This window comes from Cellulophaga sp. 3_MG-2023, assembly GCF_030546975.1.
Taxonomy (GTDB): domain Bacteria; phylum Bacteroidota; class Bacteroidia; order Flavobacteriales; family Flavobacteriaceae; genus Cellulophaga.
In genome coordinates, this window is the sequence record NZ_JAUOPS010000008.1 from 129,444 (window position 1) to 152,370 (window position 22,927).

17 protein-coding genes, 5 tRNA genes and 1 pseudogene are annotated in these 22,927 nt (G+C 34.3%); 22 read left to right on the forward strand and 1 reads right to left on the reverse strand.

The window, feature by feature from the left end; translation table 11 throughout:
* The first annotated feature begins 72 nt into the window (after positions 1-72).
* The 21 genes from Q4487_RS15980 (at position 73) to Q4487_RS16080 (ending at position 19,788) form a co-directional block, all read left to right on the forward strand.
* Entirely contained in the window at positions 73-2,145 is a 2,073-nt protein-coding gene (locus Q4487_RS15980) for an amino acid carrier protein (protein ID WP_100895124.1), read from the forward strand.
* An 8-nt stretch (positions 2,146-2,153) separates the two neighbouring features.
* On the forward strand, positions 2,154-3,029 hold the full coding sequence (locus Q4487_RS15985; RefSeq protein WP_303544989.1) for a helix-hairpin-helix domain-containing protein: 876 nt from the start codon (positions 2,154-2,156) through the stop codon (positions 3,027-3,029).
* A gap of 12 nt (positions 3,030-3,041) precedes the next feature.
* A complete protein-coding gene (locus Q4487_RS15990; RefSeq protein WP_100895126.1) occupies positions 3,042-4,211 on the forward strand; it encodes an acyl-CoA dehydrogenase family protein in 1,170 nt (389 codons plus the stop codon).
* 268 nt (positions 4,212-4,479) lie between these two features.
* Positions 4,480-4,674 (forward strand): 30S ribosomal protein S21, encoded by a 195-nt coding sequence (gene rpsU, locus Q4487_RS15995; protein WP_013620117.1) that lies wholly within the window; start codon positions 4,480-4,482, stop codon positions 4,672-4,674.
* A gap of 114 nt (positions 4,675-4,788) precedes the next feature.
* On the forward strand, positions 4,789-5,679 hold the full coding sequence (locus Q4487_RS16000) for a tyrosine-type recombinase/integrase (protein WP_303544985.1): 891 nt from the start codon (positions 4,789-4,791) through the stop codon (positions 5,677-5,679).
* Positions 5,680-5,726: 47 nt separating this feature from the next.
* On the forward strand, positions 5,727-6,023 hold the full coding sequence (raiA, locus tag Q4487_RS16005) for a ribosome-associated translation inhibitor RaiA (RefSeq protein ID WP_100895128.1): 297 nt from the start codon (positions 5,727-5,729) through the stop codon (positions 6,021-6,023).
* Positions 6,024-6,131: 108 nt separating this feature from the next.
* Positions 6,132-6,205 (forward strand) — tRNA-Thr (locus Q4487_RS16010).
* Between the two features lie 84 nt (positions 6,206-6,289).
* Positions 6,290-6,371 (forward strand) — tRNA-Tyr (locus Q4487_RS16015).
* A 100-nt stretch (positions 6,372-6,471) separates the two neighbouring features.
* A tRNA-Gly gene (locus tag Q4487_RS16020) sits at positions 6,472-6,544 on the forward strand.
* A 174-nt stretch (positions 6,545-6,718) separates the two neighbouring features.
* Positions 6,719-6,790 (forward strand) — tRNA-Thr (locus Q4487_RS16025).
* 53 nt (positions 6,791-6,843) lie between these two features.
* Entirely contained in the window at positions 6,844-8,031 is a 1,188-nt protein-coding gene (gene tuf, locus Q4487_RS16030) for an elongation factor Tu (RefSeq protein WP_100895129.1), read from the forward strand.
* A 65-nt stretch (positions 8,032-8,096) separates the two neighbouring features.
* Positions 8,097-8,169: transfer RNA gene (locus tag Q4487_RS16035), tRNA-Trp, on the forward strand.
* A gap of 57 nt (positions 8,170-8,226) precedes the next feature.
* Positions 8,227-8,415, forward strand: a complete 189-nt coding sequence (gene secE / locus Q4487_RS16040) for a preprotein translocase subunit SecE (protein WP_100895130.1) — start codon at positions 8,227-8,229, stop codon at positions 8,413-8,415.
* Between the two features lie 14 nt (positions 8,416-8,429).
* Entirely contained in the window at positions 8,430-8,981 is a 552-nt protein-coding gene (gene nusG / locus Q4487_RS16045; RefSeq protein ID WP_100895131.1) for a transcription termination/antitermination protein NusG, read from the forward strand.
* A 72-nt stretch (positions 8,982-9,053) separates the two neighbouring features.
* Entirely contained in the window at positions 9,054-9,491 is a 438-nt protein-coding gene (rplK, locus tag Q4487_RS16050; RefSeq protein WP_013620111.1) for a 50S ribosomal protein L11, read from the forward strand.
* A 20-nt stretch (positions 9,492-9,511) separates the two neighbouring features.
* The gene (rplA, locus tag Q4487_RS16055) at positions 9,512-10,204 is read left to right on the forward strand and encodes a 50S ribosomal protein L1 (RefSeq protein WP_100895132.1); all 693 of its coding nucleotides are present in this window, start codon (positions 9,512-9,514) and stop codon (positions 10,202-10,204) included.
* A 22-nt stretch (positions 10,205-10,226) separates the two neighbouring features.
* Positions 10,227-10,742, forward strand: a complete 516-nt coding sequence (rplJ, locus tag Q4487_RS16060) for a 50S ribosomal protein L10 (RefSeq protein WP_100895133.1) — start codon at positions 10,227-10,229, stop codon at positions 10,740-10,742.
* Positions 10,743-10,791: 49 nt separating this feature from the next.
* Positions 10,792-11,169, forward strand: coding sequence for a 50S ribosomal protein L7/L12 (gene rplL / locus Q4487_RS16065; RefSeq protein WP_100895134.1), 378 nt, complete (start codon positions 10,792-10,794; stop codon positions 11,167-11,169).
* A 132-nt stretch (positions 11,170-11,301) separates the two neighbouring features.
* The gene (gene rpoB, locus Q4487_RS16070; RefSeq protein ID WP_100895135.1) at positions 11,302-15,111 is read left to right on the forward strand and encodes a DNA-directed RNA polymerase subunit beta; all 3,810 of its coding nucleotides are present in this window, start codon (positions 11,302-11,304) and stop codon (positions 15,109-15,111) included.
* A 61-nt stretch (positions 15,112-15,172) separates the two neighbouring features.
* Entirely contained in the window at positions 15,173-19,471 is a 4,299-nt protein-coding gene (rpoC, locus tag Q4487_RS16075; protein WP_303544964.1) for a DNA-directed RNA polymerase subunit beta', read from the forward strand.
* Between the two features lie 5 nt (positions 19,472-19,476).
* The gene (locus Q4487_RS16080; protein ID WP_100895137.1) at positions 19,477-19,788 is read left to right on the forward strand and encodes a DUF3467 domain-containing protein; all 312 of its coding nucleotides are present in this window, start codon (positions 19,477-19,479) and stop codon (positions 19,786-19,788) included.
* A gap of 101 nt (positions 19,789-19,889) precedes the next feature.
* Here Q4487_RS16080 and Q4487_RS16085 read toward each other — a convergent pair whose 3' ends face one another.
* Positions 19,890-21,479 carry a peptide chain release factor 3 gene (locus Q4487_RS16085; protein ID WP_303544960.1) on the reverse strand — a complete coding sequence of 530 codons (1,590 nt, stop codon included), beginning with the start codon at positions 21,477-21,479 and terminating at the stop codon, positions 19,890-19,892.
* Between the two features lie 380 nt (positions 21,480-21,859).
* Between Q4487_RS16085 and Q4487_RS16090 the strand changes: the two are divergent.
* Positions 21,860-22,927, forward strand: a pseudogene (locus Q4487_RS16090) (hypothetical protein); the annotation flags it as partial.

Consider the following 22,927-nt stretch of genomic DNA (forward strand, 5'->3'; position numbering starts at 1 on the left):
GAAAATTCCTTGATTGAGTTGATTATTTTTTGGATATTGCTGCCCTAACTAACTCAAAAAATTCAATCAACGATGAAGAAATACCTATATTTTCTTTCTTTTATTATGTCTATGTCTGTTTTTGCTCAGGATTTTAGCGTAGAAGGAAAAGTTTTTAACCCCTCAAATTCTATTAATGATGGAGTGATTAAGTTAGAGGTAAGTGGAGGAGAAGCCCCTTATACCTATAAATGGAGTAATCAGAGCACTCCTTTAAGCTCAAATAAGGCAACAGGATTAGTAGAAGGTATATCTTATACCTGTATAATTTCAGATTCTAGTGGTAAAAGTGTAACTAAAGTTTTTACTGTAGAATCAGAAGCAATTACCGAAGTTTTTAACGGTACCATGACTCCAGCTGTAAGTGCTTTGGGGTCTGTTTTGTTTTGGGACCCTTTTGCTGCTATTGGTATTTATGATCCTGTAGTGTATGCAGACTCTAAAAGAGTTGGTATTCCTAATTGGTCTCCTGAATTAGACGATAAGTTTACATTAAAAAAATGGCTTAAATCTAACGGAGAAAAAGTAAAGCAAGGAGAGCCAATAGCTGTTTTGTCTAATAATGCTGGTGAGGAAATAAGCATAAAAGCTTTAGCAAACGGTACTTTAGATCAAATTACTAAAGAGGGTAATGTTGTTTACAACTCAGAAAATAAAGAACACGTAATAGAACAAGGTGCTCACTATTTTGCAGAAATTAATTATGATGAGCCAATTGTATTAACACATCCAAACGGAGATCCTTTAACTAAACCAATTTCTTTTATTGTTATTTGGTTAGTATTGGGGGCTACTTTCTTTACTGTAAGAATGGGCTTTATTAATATTCGTGGATTTGGACATGCATTAGAATTAGCAAAAGGTAAATATGATGATCCAGACGCTCCAGGTCAGGTAACTCACTTTCAGGCATTAGCTACTGCGGTATCTGGTACTGTAGGTTTGGGTAACATTGCTGGTGTAGCTGTAGCGGTATCTTTGGGTGGCGCAGGTGCTACTTTTTGGATGATAGTATGTGGTTTATTAGGAATGTCTTCAAAATTTGTAGAATGTACTTTAGGTGTAAAGTACAGAGATATTTTACCTGATGGTAGGGTATTTGGAGGTCCAATGAACTATTTGCGTTACGGGCTAGAAAAAAGAAATATGAAAGGACTAGGTAAAGTGCTTGCAGGTTTGTTTGCAGTATTGGCCGTTGGTGCTTCTTTTGGTGGTGGTAATATGTTTCAAGCTAATCAATCTTTTGAGCAGTTAGCGGGGCAATTTCCTGCACTTGCTGGTAACGGATTTTGGTTTGGTATTGTAACAGCAATATTAGTTGGTGTTGTTATTATTGGTGGTATTAATAGTATTGCTAAAGTAACTGGTAAAATTGTACCGGTAATGGCGTCTATATATGTTGTAGCTGCTTTAGCAGTAATTGTAATGAATATTCAAAATATTGGACCTGCTTTTTCTGCAATAGTAGAAGGTGCGTTTAGTCCGTCTGCGTTAAAAGGTGGTGTAATAGGTGTATTGGTTGTAGGTTTTCAGAGAGCAGCATTCTCTAATGAAGCTGGTGTGGGCTCTGCAGCAATTGCGCATAGTACAGCAAAAACAAATAATCCTCCGTCAGAAGGTTTTGTAGCTCTTTTGGAGCCTTTTATAGATACTGTAGTGGTTTGTACATTAACGGCATTAGTATTAATATTTACTGGTATGCACGAAGTAGAAGGTATGGCTGGTGCACAATTAACATCAGATGCTTTTGGTAGTCAAATTTCTTGGTTCCCATATGTACTTGCATTGGCTGTTTTCTTATTTGCATTTTCTACAATGATTTCTTGGTCTTATTACGGTATGCGTGCTTGGACTTACTTATTTGGAAAAAGTAAAAGAACAGAATTTATTTATAAGATGTTTTTCTTAGTATTTGTTGTAATAGGAGCCTCGGTTAGTTTAGGGGCAGTGTTAGATTTTTCAGATATGATGATTTTGGCAATGTCTTTTCCTAATATAATTGGTTTGTATATTATGTCTGGTGAGGTTAAAAAAGATCTATCAGAATACTTTAGAAAATTAAAATCTAACCAACTGTTTAAAAAGCAGATGGTAGAAAAGAAATAAAAGTAGTAATGAAGAATTTTAAATCCCACTTTCGGTTTGATAAAGACCAGCAGAGTGGGATTTTCTTTTTGTTATTATTTATTGTAATTCTTCAGGTTGTTTATTACGCTGTTTCTAATGGTTTATTTTCTTCTTCAGAAAACAGTCTTACACATAGTAAGGAGCTGCAGGCTACAATAGATTCTTTAAAAAATCAATCTATAGAAAAAAATACATTTAAGTTGTATCCTTTTAACCCTAATTATATATCAGATTATAAAGGGTATACTTTAGGAATGTCTATAGAGGAAATAGATAAGCTACACGCCTATAGAGCAACAAATAAATATGTAAATTCTGTAGCGGATTTTAAGCGTGTAACAAACGTATCAGACTCATTGTTAAATAGCATATCTCCTTATTTTAAATTTCCAGATTGGAAAACTTCAAAATTTAATAAAAAATTGGTTGTTGCTAACAAGTCAACTAAAAGTATCAATTATATAGTTAAGGATATTAATAAAGCCACAGCAATAGACTTGCAAGTAGTAAATGGTATTGGAGAAAAATTATCTGCCAGAATAGTAAAGTTTAGAGATAGGTTAGGTGGTTTTGTAGTTGATGAGCAGTTACAAGATGTTTACGGGCTAGAGCCAGAAGTTGTAAAGCGACTTGCAAAGCAATTTAAAGTGCTTAATAAACCAAATGTTGTTCCTATTAATATAAATGAGGCTAGTGCTTATGAAATAGCTAAACTTGTTTATATAAAATACAATGTTGCTAAAGCTATTGTGTCTTATAGAGAAGCAAACGGAAGATTTACATCTTTTAACGATTTAGTAAATATTGAGGGTTTTACTGTGAATAAGATTGATAGAATTAAGTTATATTTGAGCATTGATTAAAAAACAACAGGTATGGCAGGTATGTACTTCACAGAAGAGCATCAATTATTTAGAGAAAGTTTAAAAGAATTTTTAAAAAAAGAAGTTGTTCCTAACATAGATAAGTGGGAAGAGTCTGGTACTATAGATCGTTCTATTTGGAAAAAATTTGGAGATATGGGCTATTTTGGCTTGGCGTCACCAGAAGAGTACGGAGGGTTAGACTTAGATCTTTTTTATACGATTATTTTTTTAGAAGAATTACAAAAGATTAACTCTGGAGGATTTGCCGCTGCAATGTGGGCACACGCGTACTTGGCAATGACACACGTTAATAAAGAAGGGGATAATGCTATTAAGGATAACTATTTAACGGCGAGTATTGCTGGTGAAAAAATAGGATGTTTATGTGTTTCTGAGCCTTTTGGAGGTAGTGATGTTGCTGGTATGAGGACTACTGCAGAAAAAAAAGGTGATACCTATATTTTAAACGGTTCTAAAACTTTTATTACTAACGGGGTTTACGCAGACTATATGGTTGTTGCGGCTAAAACAAGTCCTGAATTAGGTAATAAGGGTATTAGTATTTTTATGGTGGATAAAGAAACAGCAGGTGTATCTGCATCTAAGTTAAATAAACTTGGATGGAGAGCGTCTGATACCGCAGAAATAGCTTTTGACAATGTAACCATACCTGCATCTAATTTAATGGGAGAAGAAGGAAAAGGCTTTTCGTATATTATGCAGCACTTTGCCTTAGAGAGGTTAATAATGGGAGTTAATGCGCATGCAAGAGCAGAATTTGCTTTGGATTATGCACGTCAATACATGTCAGAGCGTACTACATTTGGTAAAACAATAGATAAATACCAGGCGCTTCGTCATACATACTCAGATTTATATGCAGATATGGAGATTTGTAGAGAGTATAACTATTCTGTAGCTTACAGGCTAAACAAAGGAGAGTACGTTGTAAAAGAAGCTACAATATCTAAGCTTAAGTCTACAAAAATGGCAGATGAGGTTATTTACGGATGTTTGCAGTTTTTAGGGGGTTATGGTTATATGGAAGATTACCCTATGGCTAGGATGCTTAGAGATAGTAGGCTTGGTCCTATTGGTGGTGGCACTAGTGAAATCTTGAGAGAGATTATTGCTAAAATGGTAATAGATAAGAAGGAATATAAGCCAGCAACAAAATAGGTTTACCAATTTTAGCAAAAATAATTTCCAAGAGATTATTGCTAAAATGGTAATAGATAAGAAGGAGTATAAACCATCAACAAAATAGTTTTTACCAATTTTAGCAAAAAAAAATCCAAGAGACTATTGATTAACGGGGTTATAGAAACTAAGGTTTGACTGTATTTTTCAAAGAAAAAACAGAATAAATAAATAAGTAGTTGTTAATTGTAAATTAGTTTATATATTTGCAATCTTAAAAATCACAAAAGAGAGGAGGTTATTGCCCATGTTAATTATACCAGTAAAAGAAGGAGAGAATATAGATAGAGCACTTAAGCGTTTCAAGCGTAAGTTTGATAGAACAGGTGGAATGCGTCAGTTAAGAAAGCGTCAACAGTTTTCAAAGCCGTCAGTTGTTCGTAGAGCTCAAATCCAAAAAGCACAATATGTACAAGGATTAAGAGATCAAGAAGAAGTATAATTCTTTAAGATTTAATTCTTAGTATTTTAGTATAAATCCTATTTAGGTTGATATTTTTCAATCTAAATAGGATTTTTTTATTGTCTAAAGTTAAAGCTGTATCTTTAATTTATTATGTCATTAGAAGCATTTATATCATACTTGTCACTAGAGAAAAACTATTCTCATCATACTGTAACGGCTTATGCAAAAGATATAAGTGTGTTTGTAGAATTTTGTGAACTTAATTATCAATTAAGTTCTATAGATGATGTGCCCTATGTTTTTATTCGTAACTGGATTATAGTTTTGGTGTCAGATGGGCTATCAAATAGGTCTGTAAATAGAAAAATAGCTTCTTTAAAGGCGTATTATAAATTTCTTCAAAAAATAGGTCGTATAGAAGTGCATCCTTTAGTGAAACATAAAGCCTTAAAAACATCTAAGAAAATAGAAATACCGTTCTCTTTTGAAGAGGTAGAAAAAGCCTTGAATACGGTGAATTTTAATACTGATTTTGAGGGGGTAAGAGATAAGTTAATAATTGGCCTGTTATATGCTACGGGTATAAGGCGTATAGAGCTTGTTAATTTAAAGGTTAAAGATTTAGATCTAAAAGGTAAAACAATAAAGGTTTTAGGTAAAAGAAATAAAGAGCGTATAGTGCCACTGGCTCCATTTGTTTGTCCTTGGGTAGCATTTTATTTGGACAGTAGGGAGGCGTTACCTGTAATAAACGATAAAGAGTCTTTGTTTCTGTTAAAAACAGGAGTTAAAGTGTATGAAAGCCTTGTGTATAGAATAATAAATCGCTATTTTAGTAAGGTCTCTTCTAAGCAAAAAAATAGTCCGCATATACTTAGACATACATTTGCGACTCATTTGTTGAATGAAGGGGCGGATTTAAATTCAGTAAAAGAATTGTTAGGGCACTCAAGCTTGGCATCTACTCAAGTGTATACACATAACAGTATAGCGGAACTAAAAAAAGTACATTTGGCTGCTCACCCTAGAAATAAAAAATAACAAATCTTATTGATGCTGATATTGTTTAATTAAAAAAAACTTCTCTTATGAAAGTAAACACCCAATCAGTTAATTTTAATGCAAATGAAGATTTAATGTCTTTTGTACAGGTCAGATTAGATAAGCTAGAAACCTTTTATGATAAAGTAATAAGTTCGGATGTTTATTTAAAAGTTGAGAATACAAGTTCTAAAGAAAATAAGATTGTAGAGATCAAAATTAGGGTACCTAAGGAAAATATTATGGTAAAAAAACAATGTAAGTCTTTTGAGGAGGCAATTGACTCTGCTTGCAATTCTATTGAAAGACAGCTTGTTAAAAGAAAAGAAAAATTAAGGGTGTAAATTTTTTTAATTTTTTTTAAAAAATGTTTTGAAAAACTAAAAACTAGTTATACATTTGCAGTCCGTTAGAAATAGCGGGCTTTTTTAAATCAAAAAAGTAAGGCAAAAGCCGATGTAGCTCAGCTGGCTAGAGCAGCTGATTTGTAATCAGCAGGTCGTGGGTTCGAGTCCCTCCATCGGCTCTAAATTTTGAAAAGTTAGTCTTGGTTTTACAATGTGAAATCAAGCTTTTTTAAAAGTTCTTTTGATACTGAAAAAAAAGTTTTGGGGAGATACTCAAGCGGCCAACGAGGGCAGACTGTAAATCTGCTGACTACGTCTTCGCAGGTTCGAATCCTGCTCTCCCCACAATAAGTTAAAGCAAAATAAAATTAGGTTGTTTTGTTTGAAATAATGAAAGTTGTGAGTTTCTAAAATTTTTCAGAGATTTGCAAAAAAAAATAAGAATGCGAGAGTAGCTCAGTTGGTAGAGCGTCAGCCTTCCAAGCTGAATGTCGCCGGTTCGAACCCGGTCTCTCGCTCTAAGTTTTTCTTAAGTGTTAAAGTTTAAGAAGAAGTTGTGTAAGAATATATTTTGAAGTTGATTTTTTGAAGATGAAAATATGTTTTTATAGACAGCGATGTCATTCCTGATTATAGGCATTGGTTTTTAAGTTATTTGTAAAGAATAGCGATTAAATTAAAGAACGTTTTACGCCGGTGTAGCTCAGGGGTAGAGCGTTTCCTTGGTAAGGAAGAGGTCACGAGTTCAAATCTCGTCATTGGCTCAAGAAGTATAATTTGTACACTAATATATAACTAAGATTAAAACTCATTAAACATGGCAAAGGAAACTTTTGATCGTTCCAAACCGCACTTAAATATAGGTACTATTGGACACGTAGATCACGGTAAAACTACTTTAACTGCTGCTATTACTACAGTATTGGCAAATGCAGGTCTTTCTGAATTAAGAAGTTTCGATTCTATCGATAACGCTCCTGAGGAAAAAGAAAGAGGTATAACAATTAATACTTCTCACGTAGAGTATTCAACTGCTAACCGTCACTATGCACACGTAGATTGTCCAGGTCACGCGGATTACGTTAAGAACATGGTAACTGGTGCTGCTCAGATGGATGGTGCTATACTTGTAGTTGCTGCAACTGATGGTCCAATGCCGCAAACACGTGAGCACATCTTATTAGGTCGTCAGGTAGGTATTCCAAGAATCGTTGTTTTCTTAAACAAGGTTGATATGGTTGATGATGAGGAGCTTTTAGAGCTTGTTGAGATGGAAGTAAGAGAATTGCTTTCTTTTTATGAGTATGATGGTGATAATGGACCTGTTGTTTCTGGTTCTGCTTTAGGTGCACTTAATGGTGAGCAAAAATGGGTAGATACAGTAATGGAGCTTATGGCTGCTGTTGATGACTGGATTGAATTACCGAAGCGTGATGTAGATAAAGATTTCTTAATGCCTGTTGAGGATGTATTTACAATTACAGGTCGTGGAACTGTTGCAACTGGTCGTATAGAGACTGGTGTTGCTAATACAGGTGATGCTGTTGATATTATTGGTATGGGTGCTGAGAAATTAGCTTCTACTATTACTGGTGTTGAGATGTTCCGTAAGATATTGGATAGAGGTGAAGCTGGAGATAACGTAGGTATCTTATTAAGAGGTATTGAAAAATCTCAAATCAGTAGAGGTATGGTAATCTGTAAGCCAGGTTCTGTTAAGCCACACTCTAAGTTTGAGGCTGAGGTTTATATCTTGAAGAAAGAAGAAGGTGGTCGTCATACGCCATTCCATAACAACTACCGTCCACAGTTCTACGTAAGAACAACGGATGTAACAGGAACAATTAATCTTCCTTCAGGTGTTGAGATGGTTATGCCTGGTGATAACTTAACTATTACAGTAGAATTATTATCTCCTATTGCACTTAGTGAAGGTTTACGTTTTGCGATCCGTGAGGGTGGTAGAACAGTAGGTGCTGGTCAGGTAACTAAGATCATAGAATAGGTCTAAAATAAGTAAATTACATTGAGGGTGTCCTGCCGAGGTAGGATACCTTTCAATGTAAATATACGGGCGTAGCTCAGTTGGTAGAGCACTGGTCTCCAAAACCAGGTGTCGGGAGTTCGAGTCTCTCCGCCCGTGCATATAGATAGGAATTGCGTTTCCTTTCGTTTTTAAATAATAAAGTAAAACATTCGCATGCTAACATATATTAAAGAATCAGTAGAAGAACTTAGAAATAATGTTACGTGGCCAACAAAAGCAGATGCATCTAACCTTATGGTTGTTGTAGCTGTTTTTACTATTTTGTTTGCCTTGGCAACTTGGGGTGTAGATGAGCTTTTTAGTAAAGCTGTTAAGTTTTATTTTGATAAAGTAATAAACTAATTATCCCACGTACTATGTCAGAAGTGTTAGAGAAAAAATGGTATGTAGTAAGGGCTGTAAGTGGTCAAGAAAACAAAATTAAGGGTTACATCGAGAGTGAAGTAGCTAGATTAGGTTTTTCTGATTATTTAGAGGATGTTTTAGTTCCTACAGAAAAAGTAGTTCAGGTTCGTAACGGAAAAAAAGTAAACAAAGAAAAAGTTTATTTTCCTGGGTACATAATGGTGAAAGCTAATTTAGGAGGAGAAATGGTGCATATCATCAGGTCAATAACTAATGTAATTGGTTTTTTAGGAGAAGTTAAAGGTGGTGATCCAGTCCCTTTAAGAAAATCAGAAGTAAATCGTATGTTAGGAAAAGTAGATGAGCTAGCTGTGACTACAGATAGTGTTGCTATTCCTTTTGTATTAGGAGAAACAATAAAGGTTGTTGATGGGCCTTTCAATGGTTTTAATGGAACTGTTGAGAAGATCAATGAAGAAAAGCGTAAGCTTGAGGTGATGGTTAAGATTTTCGGAAGAAAAACACCATTAGAGTTAAGTTATATGCAAGTTGAAAAAGTATAATAAGAACTGTTACATAGCAAAAATGTGTGTTGCTTCCGAATAGCATATATTTTTCGAATTTAATTTTATACAATGGCAAAAGAAGTAAGTAAAGTAGTTAAACTACAAGTTAGGGGAGGTGCAGCGAATCCATCGCCACCGGTTGGACCCGCTTTAGGTGCTGCCGGAGTTAACATCATGGAGTTCTGTAAGCAATTTAATGCGCGTACACAGGACAAACAAGGTAAGGTTTTACCAGTTGTTATCACGGTATTTAAAGATAAGTCTTTTGACTTTATCGTTAAGACACCGCCAGCGGCAGTTCAGCTTTTAGAGGCAGCTAAGATAAAGAAAGGATCTGGCGAACCTAACAGAAACAAAGTGGCAAGTGTATCTTGGGACCAAGTTAAGCAAATTGCAGAAGACAAAATGGTAGATTTAAATGCATTTACAGTAGAGTCGGCAATGAGTATGATAGCAGGTACTGCAAGATCTATGGGTTTAAAAGTTTCAGGTACTAGACCTTTTTAAAATCTTAAAAGCAATTTAAAATGGCGAAATTAACAAAAAAGCAAAAAGACGCTTACGCAAAGATAGATAAGAATAAACTTTATTCTTTGGAAGAAGCATCTGCTTTAATAAAAGAAATAACTAATACAAAATTTGATTCATCTGTTGATGTTGCAGTTCGTTTGGGTGTAGATCCTAGAAAAGCAAATCAAATGGTACGTGGGGTTGTAACATTACCACACGGAACGGGTAAAGATGTTAAAGTTTTGGCTTTAGTAACTCCAGATAAGGAAGCAGAAGCTAAAGAAGCTGGTGCGGATTATGTTGGGTTAGATGAATATTTGGATAAAATTAAAAGCGGTTGGACAGATGTTGATGTAATTATCACTATGCCAAGTGTAATGGGTAAACTAGGACCTTTAGGTAGAGTTTTAGGGCCAAGAGGTTTAATGCCTAATCCAAAAACAGGAACAGTTACTATGGATATTGCTAAGGCTGTATCTGAAGTTAAAGCTGGTAAAATTGATTTTAAAGTTGATAAAACAGGTATTGTGCATGCTGCTATCGGGAAAGTTTCTTTCTCAGAAGATAAGATCGCGGAGAATGCAAAAGAATTGTTTGATACGCTTAATAAATTAAAGCCTACTGCTGCAAAAGGTGTTTACGTAAAAAGCGTTTACCTATCTAGTACAATGAGCCCAAGTGTTCAATTAGATCCAAAAGTAGTAGCGTAACTGTTGCTTTAAAGTTTATATTATGACAAAAGAAGAAAAATTAAACGTAATAGAAGATTTAACTTCACAGTTAGCTGAAAATGCAACCATTTACTTGGCTGATATTTCTGGTTTAGATGCTGTAGCTACTTCTGACTTAAGAAGAGCTTGTTTTAAAGCAGGTGTTAAACTTTCAGTTATTAAGAATACATTGCTGGCAAAGGCAATGGAAGCTTCGGATAAAGATTTTGGAGAACTTCCAGAGGTATTAAAAGGTAATACTTCTTTAATGTTTTCTGAAACTAGTAATGCACCAGCAAAATTAATAAAGAACTTCAGAAAAAAATCTGATAAGCCTTTATTAAAAGGAGCATTCATTGAAGAAGAAGTATATGTAGGAGATGATCAATTAGATGCTTTAGTTAGCATTAAGTCTAAAGAAGAAGTTATTGGCGATATTATTGGATTGTTACAATCACCAGCTAAAAACGTTATTTCTGGACTTAAATCTGGTGGTGGTAAAATCGCTGGAATTCTTAAGACATTATCCGAAAAGTAGTACGCACTAAAAACAATTATATTTTAAAAATTTATTAAACGATAGAAAAATGGCAGATTTAAAAGATTTCGCAGAACAATTAGTTAACTTAACTGTAAAAGAAGTAAATGAGTTAGCAAATATATTAAAAGATGAGTACGGTATTGAGCCTGCTGCTGCTGCAGTAGCTGTTGCTGCTGGTGGTGGAGCTGCTGGTGGTGAAGCTGCAGATGAGCAAACTGAGTTTGATGTTGTATTAAAAGCAGCTGGTTCTTCTAAGTTAGCAGTTGTAAAATTAGTTAAGGAATTAACTGGTTTAGGTTTAAAAGATGCTAAAGACATCGTAGATAGCGCACCAAAAGCTGTTAAAGAAGGTGTTTCTAAAGACGAAGCTGAAGGTATCAAAAAATCTTTAGAAGAAGCAGGAGCGGAAGTTGAGCTTAAATAATAGCAACAACCATAACGTTTTTGGGATAGGTCTTTACGCTTTATGCGTATAGACCTAATCCCATTTTTATATATATTGTATATGAAGTAATATACTACGAGAATACTATTCATAACATAATTTTGTCCATTGATGTTCACAAAACAGACTCAAAGAATAAATTTTGCATCAGCTAAGAATATTCCAGATTACCCGGATTTCTTGGACATTCAGATTAAATCATTTCAGGATTTCTTCCAACTTGAAACTAAATCTGATGAAAGAGGCGACGAAGGTTTGTATAATACCTTCTTGGAAAACTTTCCAATTACTGACACAAGAAATCAATTCGTATTAGAGTTTCTTGATTACTTTATTGATCCACCTAGATACTCTATTCAAGAGTGTATAGAAAGAGGATTAACCTATAGTGTTCCACTAAAGGCAAGACTTAAACTTTATTGTACGGACCCAGAACATGAAGATTTTGAAACTATAGTACAAGATGTGTACTTAGGAACAATTCCTTATATGACACCAAGTGGTACATTTGTTATTAATGGTGCTGAGCGTGTTGTTGTTTCTCAATTACACCGTTCTCCAGGGGTTTTCTTTGGACAGTCTTTCCATGCTAACGGTACTAAATTGTATTCTGCCAGAGTAATTCCTTTTAAGGGATCTTGGATAGAATTTGCAACAGATATCAATGGCGTTATGTACGCATACATTGATAGAAAGAAAAAATTACCAGTAACAACCTTATTTAGAGCTATTGGCTTTGAACGTGATAAGGATATTTTGGAAATCTTTGATTTATCAGAAGAAGTTAAAGTTTCAAATGCTGGACTTAAAAAAGTTTTAGGACGTAAACTTGCAGCTAGAGTTTTAAATACTTGGCACGAGGATTTCGTAGATGAAGATACAGGTGAAGTTGTTTCTATTGAAAGAAATGAAATTGTATTAGATAGAGATACAGTTCTTGAAAAAGAACATATTGCCGAAATTATGGAGGCAGATGTAAAAACTATCCTTTTACATAAAGAAAATAATGCACAGTCTGACTATGCAATTATTCATAATACATTACAAAAAGATCCAACAAACTCAGAAAAAGAGGCTGTTGAGCATATCTATAGACAATTACGTAATGCTGAACCGCCAGATGAGGAAACAGCACGTGGAATTATAGATAAATTATTCTTTTCTGACCAACGTTACAACTTAGGTGAAGTAGGTCGTTACAGAATGAATAAAAAATTACAGTTAGATATTGGAATGGACAAGCAAGTCTTGACTAAAGAAGATATCATTACTATAATAAAGTACTTAATAGAGCTTATAAACTCTAAAGCAGAGATTGATGATATTGATCACTTATCTAACCGTCGTGTACGTACAGTTGGTGAGCAATTATCTCAGCAGTTTGGTGTAGGTCTTGCTCGTATGGCAAGAACTATTCGTGAGCGTATGAACGTTAGAGATAACGAAGTATTTACACCTATAGATTTAATTAACGCGAAGACATTATCTTCTGTTATTAATTCTTTCTTTGGTACTAACCAGTTGTCTCAGTTTATGGATCAAACGAATCCATTAGCAGAAATAACACACAAGCGTAGATTATCTGCACTAGGACCTGGAGGTTTATCAAGAGAAAGAGCAGGGTTTGAGGTACGTGATGTTCACTATACGCACTACGGAAGACTTTGTCCTATTGAAACTCCTGAAGGACCAAACATTGGACTTATTTCATCTCTTGCAGTATATGCAAAAGTTAACCCAATGGGCTTCTTAGAGACTCCATACCGTAAGGTAACTAATGGAGTTGTTGATACAGAAGAATATGGTTACTTAAGTGCAGAGGAAGAAGAAGGAATGAAAATCTCTCAAGCCAACATTCCTTTAAAGGAAGATGGTGAAATTGATGTTGAAAAAGTAATTGCTCGTGAAGAGGGTGATTTTCCAGTAGTAGATCCAGCAGAAATTAATTATACAGATGTTGCTCCAAATCAAATTGCATCAATATCTGCATCTTTAATTCCTTTCTTAGAACATGATGATGCCAACCGTGCATTGATGGGATCTAACATGATGCGTCAGGCAGTTCCATTATTAAGGCCAGAGTCTCCAATTGTTGGTACTGGTTTAGAACGCCAAGTAGCATCAGACTCTAGAGTGTTAATTAATGCAGAAGGAGATGGTGTTGTTGAGTACGTAGATTCTCAAAAAGTTACTATTAAATATGATAGAACTGAAGAAGAACGTCTTGTTAGTTTTGAAGAAGATGCTAAAACATACAACTTGGTTAAGTTTAGAAAAACAAACCAAGGTACAAGTATTAACCTTAAGCCAATTGTAGAAAAAGGCGATAAAGTTAAAAAAGGACAAGTATTATGTGAAGGTTATGCAACTCAATTAGGAGAATTAGCCTTAGGTAGAAATATGAAAGTAGCCTTTATGCCTTGGAAAGGGTATAACTTTGAGGATGCAATTGTAATTTCTGAAAAAGTAGTACGTGAAGATATCTTTACATCTATACATATAGATGAATACTCTTTAGAGGTTAGAGATACTAAATTAGGTGCTGAAGAATTAACACATGATATTCCAAACGTTTCTGAAGAGGCTACTAAAGACTTAGATGAAAACGGAATGATCCGTATTGGTGCAGAAGTAAAACCTGGTGATATTTTAATAGGTAAGATTACTCCTAAAGGAGAGTCAGACCCAACACCAGAAGAAAAATTACTACGTGCTATATTTGGAGATAAAGCAGGAGACGTAAAAGATGCATCTTTAAAGGCTTCACCATCATTAAGAGGTGTTGTTATAGGTAAGAAGTTATTTTCTAGATCTATAAAAGATAAACGTACTCGTGTAGAAGATAAGGATGCTATTAATAAGTTAGAGTTGGAATATGAAGTAAAATTCCAACAACTTAAAGACATATTAGTAGAGAAGTTATTTACTTTAGTTAACGGAAAAACATCTCAGGGTGTACTTAACGATTTAGGAGAAGAAGTTCTTCCAAAAGGTAAAAAGTACTCAATGAAAATGTTAAACTCTGTTGATGATTTTGCTCACTTGGTAGGTGGTAGCTGGACGGTTGATAAAGATCTTAATGCTATGGTTGCAGATTTAATTCACAACTATAAAATTAAGCTTAATGACCTTCAGGGTAACCTTAGAAGAGATAAGTTTACAATCTCTGTTGGTGATGAGTTGCCTCCAGGAATAATGAAACTAGCAAAGGTTTATGTTGCTAAAAAACGTAAACTAAAAGTAGGTGATAAAATGGCGGGTCGTCACGGTAACAAAGGTATTGTTGCACGTATTGTACGTCATGAAGATATGCCTTTCTTAGCAGACGGTACTCCAGTAGATATCGTATTAAACCCATTAGGTGTACCATCACGTATGAACATTGGGCAAATATATGAGACTGTATTAGGTTGGGCCGGTTTAAAATTAGGTAAAAAGTATGCAACTCCAATTTTTGATGGTGCTACATTAGAACAAATAAACGGTTACACAGATGAAGCAGGTATTCCAAGATTTGGACATACGTACTTACATGATGGTGGAACTGGAAAACGTTTTGATCAGCCAGCAACAGTAGGTGTTATTTACATGCTTAAATTAGGGCATATGGTAGATGATAAAATGCACGCTCGTTCTATAGGACCATACTCTTTAATAACACAACAACCATTAGGTGGTAAAGCACAATTTGGTGGTCAGCGTTTTGGAGAAATGGAAGTTTGGGCACTTGAGGCATACGGTGCGTCTGCAACACTAAGAGAAATATTAACAGTTAAGTCTGATGATGTTATTGGTAGAGCTAAGACGTATGAATCTATTGTTAAAGGTGAAACAATGCCAGAACCTGGTTTACCAGAATCTTTCAATGTATTAATGCATGAACTTAAGGGATTAGGTTTAGATATTAGATTGGAAGAATAACAAGACCTTGTCTTGAACACTATTTGTTAGATATATTTAATTTTAAGATCACCATATTGTTATGGCTAGACCAAAGGATAATAATACCATAAAAAGGTTCGATAAAATTTCAATCGGATTGTCATCTCCAGAAGCTATTTTGGCAGAGTCAAGAGGAGAAGTTTTAAAACCTGAAACAATTAATTATAGAACCCACAAACCAGAAAGGGATGGACTTTTCTGTGAGCGTATTTTTGGCCCTGTAAAGGATTACGAATGTGCCTGTGGTAAATACAAACGTATCCGTTACCGTGGTATTGTTTGTGACCGTTGTGGGGTAGAAGTAACAGAAAAGAAAGTACGTAGAGATAGAGTAGGGCACATTAATTTAGTTGTTCCTGTAGCTCACATCTGGTACTTCCGTTCTTTACCAAACAAAATTGGTTACTTATTAGGTTTACCTTCTAAGAAATTAGACATGATCATCTATTATGAGCGTTATGTTGTAATTCAGGCAGGTATTGCTAAAGGACCAGAAGGTGAAGAAATTCAGAAAATGGATTTCTTAACTGAAGAAGAATACCTAAACATATTAGAATCTATACCAGTAGAAAACCAGTATTTGGAAGATACAGATCCAAATAAGTTTATTGCTAAAATGGGTGCTGAATGTTTAATAGAGTTGTTGTCAAGAATTAATTTAGATGAGTTATCATTTGAGTTAAGACACAAAGCTAACACAGAAACATCTAAACAACGTAAAACTGAAGCATTAAAGCGTTTACAGGTTGTTGAGTCATTAAGGGAATCTCAAGAAAATAGAGAAAATAGACCTGAGTGGATGATTATGAAAGTAATCCCAGTTATTCCACCAGAACTTAGACCTTTAGTACCATTAGATGGTGGACGTTTTGCGACATCAGATTTAAATGATTTATATAGAAGGGTAATTATCAGAAACAATCGTTTAAAAAGATTGGTAGAGATTAAAGCTCCAGAAGTAATTCTTAGAAATGAGAAACGTATGCTTCAAGAGTCTGTAGATTCTCTTTTTGATAACACTCGTAAGTCATCAGCAGTAAAAACCGAATCTAATAGACCATTAAAGTCATTGTCAGATTCATTAAAAGGTAAGCAAGGACGTTTCCGTCAAAACCTTTTAGGTAAGCGTGTGGATTATTCTGCTCGTTCGGTAATTGTTGTTGGACCAGAATTAAAGTTGTTTGAATGTGGATTGCCAAAAGATATGGCAGCTGAACTTTACAAACCTTTTGTTATACGTAAGTTAATAGAAAGAGGAATTGTAAAGACAGTTAAATCTGCTAAGAAAATAATAGATAAGAAAGAGCCTGTAGTTTGGGATATTCTTGAAAATGTATTAAAAGGACACCCTGTAATGTTAAACAGGGCCCCTACATTGCACAGATTGGGTATTCAAGCTTTTCAGCCAAAACTTATAGAAGGTAAAGCAATTCGTTTACACCCATTAGTATGTACGGCATTTAACGCCGATTTTGATGGGGATCAAATGGCGGTGCATTTACCTTTAGGACCAGAAGCTATTTTGGAATGTCAATTATTAATGTTGGCTTCTCATAATATTTTAAATCCAGCAAATGGTTCTCCAATTACGGTACCATCTCAGGATATGGTCTTGGGTCTTTACTATATGACCAAAGAAAGAAAGTCTACTCCAGAAGTGCCAATTAAAGGAGAAGGATTAACTTTTTATTCTGATGAGGAAGTTGTTATAGCTTTTAATGAGGAAAGAGTTGATTTAAATGCAGGAATTAAAGTTCGTGCAAAAGATTTTAATGAAGAAGGAGAACTTGTTTATCAAATAATACCTACTACAACAGGTAGAGTATTATTTAATATGATGGTGCCAGAACAGGCAGGTTATATTAATGATGTATTAAATAAGAAATCTTTAAGAGATATTATTGGTGGTATTTTAGCCGTTACAGACGTGCCAACTACTGCAGAGTTCTTAGATAAGATTAAGACTTTAGGGTATGAGTTTGCCTTTAAAGGTGGTTTATCATTTAGTTTAGGTGATATTATTATTCCTAAAGAAAAGCACGAAATGATTGCAGAAGCTAACGGTCAAGTAGACGGTATTATGGCTAACTACAACATGGGTCTTATTACTAATAACGAACGTTATAACCAAGTTATTGATGTTTGGACTTCTACTAATGCGCAGTTAACAGAGTTAGCTATGAAGCGTATACGTGAAGATCAGCAAGGATTTAACTCTGTGTATATGATGCTAGATTCTGGTGCAAGGGGTTCTAAAGAACAAATTCGTCAGTTAACTGGTATGCGTGGATTAATGGCTAAGCCTAAAAAATCTACTGCAGGTGGTGGTGAAATTATTGAAAACCCTATTCTTTCTAACTTTAAGGAAGGTTTATCAATTCTTGAATACTTTATCTCTACTCACGGTGCGCGTAAAGGTCTTGCCGATACCGCTTTAAAAACTGCCGATGCGGGTTATTTAACACGTCGTTTGGTTGATGTTTCTCAGGATGTTATTATTAACACTGAAGATTGTGGAACATTAAGAGGTATAGAAGTATCTGCTTTAAAGAAAAACGAAGAAATAGTTGAATCTTTAGGAGCTCGCATATTAGGTAGAATATCATTACATGATTTATTTGATCCTGTAACAGAAGAACAATTATTAGTTGCTGGCCAATTAATAGTAGAGTCTGATGTTAAAAAGATTGAAGCATCTCCTATAGAAAGTGTAGAAGTACGTTCTGCATTAACTTGTGAGGCAGAAAAAGGAATTTGTGGTAAATGTTATGGTCGTAACCTTTCTACCAATAAAATGGTACAAAGAGGTGAAGCTGTAGGTGTTGTTGCTGCACAGTCTATTGGTGAGCCAGGTACACAGTTAACACTACGTACATTCCACGTGGGTGGTATTGCAGGTAACATTTCTGAAGATAACAAATTAGAGGCTAAATTTGCAGGTGTTGCAGAGATAGAAGATCTAAGAACTGTTAATGGTGAAGATAATGAAGGTAACAAAATTAAAATTGTTATCTCTAGAACATCAGAAATAAAAATAGTTGATGCTAAAACAGGAATTACTTTAAGTACAAGTAATATACCTTACGGTTCTCAATTAGCTATAGAAAACGGAACTAAAGTTGCTAAAGGTGATGTAATATGTTCTTGGGATCCATATAACGGTGTAATTGTATCAGAATTTACTGGTAAAGTTTCATACGAAAATATAGAGCAAGGTGTTACTTACCAAGTAGAAATAGATGAACAAACAGGTTTCCAAGAGAAAGTAATTTCAGAATCTAGAAACAAGAAATTAATTCCAACATTATTAGTTAAAAATAATAATGATGAAATATTACGTTCTTACAACCTTCCAGTTGGGTCTCACATTATGGTAGACGATAACGATAAGGTGACAGAAGGTATGACATTAGTTAAGATTCCTCGTAAATCTGCTAAGTCTGGTGATATTACGGGTGGTCTTCCAAGAGTTACAGAACTTTTTGAAGCACGTAATCCATCTAACCCAGCTGTTGTTTCAGAAATTGACGGTGTTGTTTCTTTTGGTAAAATTAAAAGAGGTAACCGTGAAATTATTATAGAGTCTAAATTAGGTGATGTTAAAAAATACTTAGTTAAATTATCTAATCAAATTCTTGTACAAGAAAACGATTATGTAAGAGCTGGTATGCCATTATCTGATGGATCTATTACGCCTGCAGATATCTTAGCAATTAAAGGTCCTTCTGCTGTACAACAATACTTAGTGAACGAAGTTCAGGAAGTATATCGTTTACAGGGTGTAAAAATTAACGACAAACATTTTGAGGTTGTTGTTAGACAAATGATGCGTAAAGTTCGTATTCAGGATCCGGGAGATACTATTTTCTTAGAGAATCAATTGGCTCATAAAGAAGATTTTATCAAGGAAAATGATGAGATTTATGGTAAAAAAGTTGTAGAAGAAGCAGGAGAATCTGATAACTTAAAAGCTGGACAGATTATTACAGCAAGAGAGTTAAGAGATGAAAACTCAATCTTAAGACGTGCTGATAAAGCATTAGTATCTGCAAGAGACGCTGTTGCAGCAACTGCAACGCCAATTTTACAAGGTATTACAAGAGCATCTTTACAGACTAAATCTTTCATCTCTGCGGCATCATTCCAGGAGACAACTAAGGTATTAAATGAAGCAGCAGTGGCTGGTAAGGTTGATAGTTTAGAAGGACTAAAAGAAAATGTAATTGTTGGTCATAAGATACCTGCTGGTACAGGTATGAGAGATTATGATAGCATCATAGTAGGTTCTAAAGAAGAATATGATGAGATTATGGCTCGTAAAGAAGAACTTAAATTTTAAGTTGTATGAGTGATTCTAATCAAGATCAAAAACAAATAAATATTGAGTTGGATGAAAAAACTGCCGAAGGAGTTTACTCTAATTTGGCAATTATTAACCATTCAGTATCAGAGTTTGTAGTAGACTTTGTTAGTATGATGCCTGGAGCACCAAAAGCAAAAGTGAAAAGTAGAATTATACTTACGCCACAACATGCTAAAAAGCTTTTAAAAGCATTAAATGACAATGTTCAACGTTTTGAAAAGGCTCACGGAGCAATTAAAGATTATGAGCAGCCTTCAGTACCAATTAATTTTGGACCAACAGGAGAAGCATAATAAAAAAACCACGCAATTTGCGTGGTTTTTTGTTTAAAAACAATATAAAAAAAGCCAAACTTAATAGTTTGGCTTTTATGCATTGTATGGTCTTCTTTGTTTTATTCGAACTCAGATGTAAAATGTAGTTTTACACTAGGGTATTTTTGTTGTGTCATTTGTAAAGAGAATTGTGAATCTGCTAAAAATACCAATTTGCCAGACTTGTCCTTAGCAAGGAATTTTTGTTTAACACGCTTAAATTCTTTAAACTCATCATTGTTTTTATCTTCAGGGTCAACCCAACAGGCTTTAAATACAGGGAAATTTTCGTAAGTACATTTAGCGCCATATTCATGTTCTAATCTGTATTGGATAACCTCAAACTGTAAAGCACCAACGGTACCAATTATTTTACGTCCATTTAACTCTAATGTAAATAATTGAGCAACACCTTCGTCCATTAATTGATCTATACCTTTGTATAAAGGTTTAGCTTTCATAGGGTCCGCATTATTTATGTATCTGAAATGTTCTGGACTAAAACTAGGAATTCCTTTATAGTGTAATTGTTCTCCTTCAGTTAAAGTGTCTCCAATTTTAAAATGACCAGTATCGTGTAATCCAACAATATCACCAGGGTAAGATATATCTACAATTTCTTTTTTCTCAGCAAAAAAAGCATTTGGACTAGAAAATTTCAACTTCTTTTGATTTCTTACGTGCAAATAAGGTTTGTTGCGCTCAAAAGTTCCAGATACAATTTTAATAAATGCTAATCTATCTCTATGTTTAGGATCCATATTGGCATGTATTTTAAATACAAAACCAGTAAATTCTTTTTCGTTAGCTATAACCTCTCTTTCTTCTGCTTTTTTAGGTCTAGGAGAAGGGGCTATTTCAATAAAGCAATCTAATAGTTCACGTACTCCAAAATTATTTAAGGCAGAACCAAAAAATACCGGTTGTTGTTCACTAGCTAAATATTTTTCTTTGCTAAACTCTGGGTAAACTCCGCTAACAAGTTCTAAATCATCTCTTAAAGTTTCTGCAGCTTTTTCTCCAATTACATTTTCCAGTTCAGGATTTTTAACATCATCAAAGGCAATAGTTTCTTCAATATTTTTTTTGCTGTCTCCGCTAAAAAGGTTAATGTTTTTCTCGTAAATATTATAAATTCCTTTAAAGTCATATCCCATACCAATAGGGAAGCTTAAAGGAGTAACAGATAAGCCTAATTTTTGTTCTACTTCATCAAGCAAATCAAAAGCATCTTTACCTTCACGGTCTAACTTATTAATAAAAACAATAATTGGTATTTTTCGCATTCTACATACTTCAACCAATTTTTCAGTTTGTTCCTCAACACCTTTTGCAACATCAATTACAACAATAACGCTATCTACTGCTGTCAATGTTCTAAAAGTATCTTCAGCAAAATCCTTGTGTCCTGGAGTATCTAAAATATTTATTTTCTTATCCTTATATATAAAGGCAAGTACAGACGTGGCTACAGATATACCTCTCTGTCTTTCAATTTCCATAAAGTCACTGGTAGCAGATTTCTTTATTTTATTGTTCTTAACCGCTCCTGCTTCTTGTATAGCACCACCAAAAAGTAATAGCTTTTCTGTTAGTGTTGTTTTACCAGCATCAGGGTGAGATATAATACCAAAAGTTCTTCTCTTTTGTATTTCTTTTTCAAAACTCATTTAAAAAAATTTGTTGCAAAAGTACGGTAAATAATAGTATGCTAATAACTCTGTTAATAAATACTGAGGTCTTATGTTACATAAATAAGAGTGTTTTTATATTTTCGACGAACTGCTTTTTTTATAAGATTACGAATTTTAATAAAAAACGGTTTTGACTTTTTTTTGTTAAATTTTTTTAACTAAAAGTTAAAAAATTAACATTTAAACGATTAAATTTGCGCTTCAAAGAACGGATGCAACATATGATATCAAATTTAATGTAGTATTTAAAAATAACTTTAACTTAGCACCCAGTTTAAGCAAGAAGTCCCAAAATCTTTTAGGTATAAACTTAACAAACAATGCCATGGTGAGATTAGTAACACTAACTATCATTTATGGAAAATTTTACTTTAGTATTAAACAGGTCCCTGTACAAAAAGAGGACTCCTCTGTTTACTTTTTTAGTTGTATTTATATTCTCTTCATTCACTGTTTACGCGGATTTTGGTCCAGGCGTAGATACAGATGGTGATGGCATTTTTGATCACATCGATATTGATGATGACAATGACGGTATTTTAGATACAATAGAAGGTACAGCAGATTTTGATAAAGACGGAATACCAAATAGTTTAGATATTGATTCTGATAACGATGGTATTTTAGACAACTTAGAAGCACAATTGTCAGTTGGTTATATAAAGCCAAGTGGTATAGATTCTGACGGAAATGGTTTAGATGATGCTTACGAATCTTGTCCTGGAGGAGGTGAAGGCTTGTCTCCTGTTGATACAGACGGAGATACTAGAAAAGATTATTTAGATATTGATTCTGATAATGACGGTATATTGGATAATGTAGAAGCTCAGTCTACAAATGAATTTACCGCACCTTGTGGTATGGATTCTGATCCAAAGAATGGTTTAGATGATCATTATGAAGACTACTGTGGTACAGGTCAAGGAATTACACCTGTTGATACTGATGGTGATTCTCATCCAGATTTTAGAGATATAGATTCTGATGATGATGGTATTATAGATAATATAGAAGCACAAACTACAGACGGCTACATTACTCCAATTAATAAAGATGTTAATTGTGATGGTTTAGATGATGCTTACCAAAGTTGTCCTGGTTTGGGGCTAACACCTGTTGATACTGATGGAGACAAGAAACCAGATTTTAGAGATATAGATTCTGATAATGATGGTATTATAGACAATGTTGAAGCTCAAGGAGGTAATACTATTGTACATCCTTGCACTTTTGATACTGATGGTAATGGTTTAGATGATGCTTATGAAACTACACCTGGATCAGGAGAAGGTATTACACCAACAAATTCAGATTCAGATTCTAATCCAGACTTTAGAGACATAGACTCAGATAACGATGGTATTCCAGATAACGTAGAAGGACAAACAACAGAAGATTACATAGCACCAAGCGGAAACGATTCA

Bases quoted from the DNA above. Each gene is read 5' to 3' on its own strand.
- Q4487_RS15985 (WP_303544989.1), top strand. From the start codon at position 2,154: ATGAAGAATTTTAAATCCCACTTTCGGTTTGATAAAGACCAGCAGAGT.
- rplJ (WP_100895133.1), top strand. From the start codon at position 10,227: ATGACAAAAGAAGAAAAATTAAACGTAATAGAAGATTTAACTTCACAG.
- tuf (WP_100895129.1), top strand. From the start codon at position 6,844: ATGGCAAAGGAAACTTTTGATCGTTCCAAACCGCACTTAAATATAGGT.
- rpoB (WP_100895135.1), top strand. From the start codon at position 11,302: ATGTTCACAAAACAGACTCAAAGAATAAATTTTGCATCAGCTAAGAAT.
- Q4487_RS16080 (WP_100895137.1), top strand. From the start codon at position 19,477: ATGAGTGATTCTAATCAAGATCAAAAACAAATAAATATTGAGTTGGAT.
- secE (WP_100895130.1), top strand. From the start codon at position 8,227: ATGCTAACATATATTAAAGAATCAGTAGAAGAACTTAGAAATAATGTT.
- Q4487_RS16000 (WP_303544985.1), top strand. From the start codon at position 4,789: ATGTCATTAGAAGCATTTATATCATACTTGTCACTAGAGAAAAACTAT.
- rplA (WP_100895132.1), top strand. From the start codon at position 9,512: ATGGCGAAATTAACAAAAAAGCAAAAAGACGCTTACGCAAAGATAGAT.
- raiA (WP_100895128.1), top strand. From the start codon at position 5,727: ATGAAAGTAAACACCCAATCAGTTAATTTTAATGCAAATGAAGATTTA.
- nusG (WP_100895131.1), top strand. From the start codon at position 8,430: ATGTCAGAAGTGTTAGAGAAAAAATGGTATGTAGTAAGGGCTGTAAGT.
- rpsU (WP_013620117.1), top strand. From the start codon at position 4,480: ATGTTAATTATACCAGTAAAAGAAGGAGAGAATATAGATAGAGCACTT.
- Q4487_RS16085 (WP_303544960.1), bottom strand. From the start codon at position 21,479: ATGAGTTTTGAAAAAGAAATACAAAAGAGAAGAACTTTTGGTATTATA.
- Q4487_RS15990 (WP_100895126.1), top strand. From the start codon at position 3,042: ATGGCAGGTATGTACTTCACAGAAGAGCATCAATTATTTAGAGAAAGT.
- rpoC (WP_303544964.1), top strand. From the start codon at position 15,173: ATGGCTAGACCAAAGGATAATAATACCATAAAAAGGTTCGATAAAATT.
- rplK (WP_013620111.1), top strand. From the start codon at position 9,054: ATGGCAAAAGAAGTAAGTAAAGTAGTTAAACTACAAGTTAGGGGAGGT.
- Q4487_RS15980 (WP_100895124.1), top strand. From the start codon at position 73: ATGAAGAAATACCTATATTTTCTTTCTTTTATTATGTCTATGTCTGTT.
- rplL (WP_100895134.1), top strand. From the start codon at position 10,792: ATGGCAGATTTAAAAGATTTCGCAGAACAATTAGTTAACTTAACTGTA.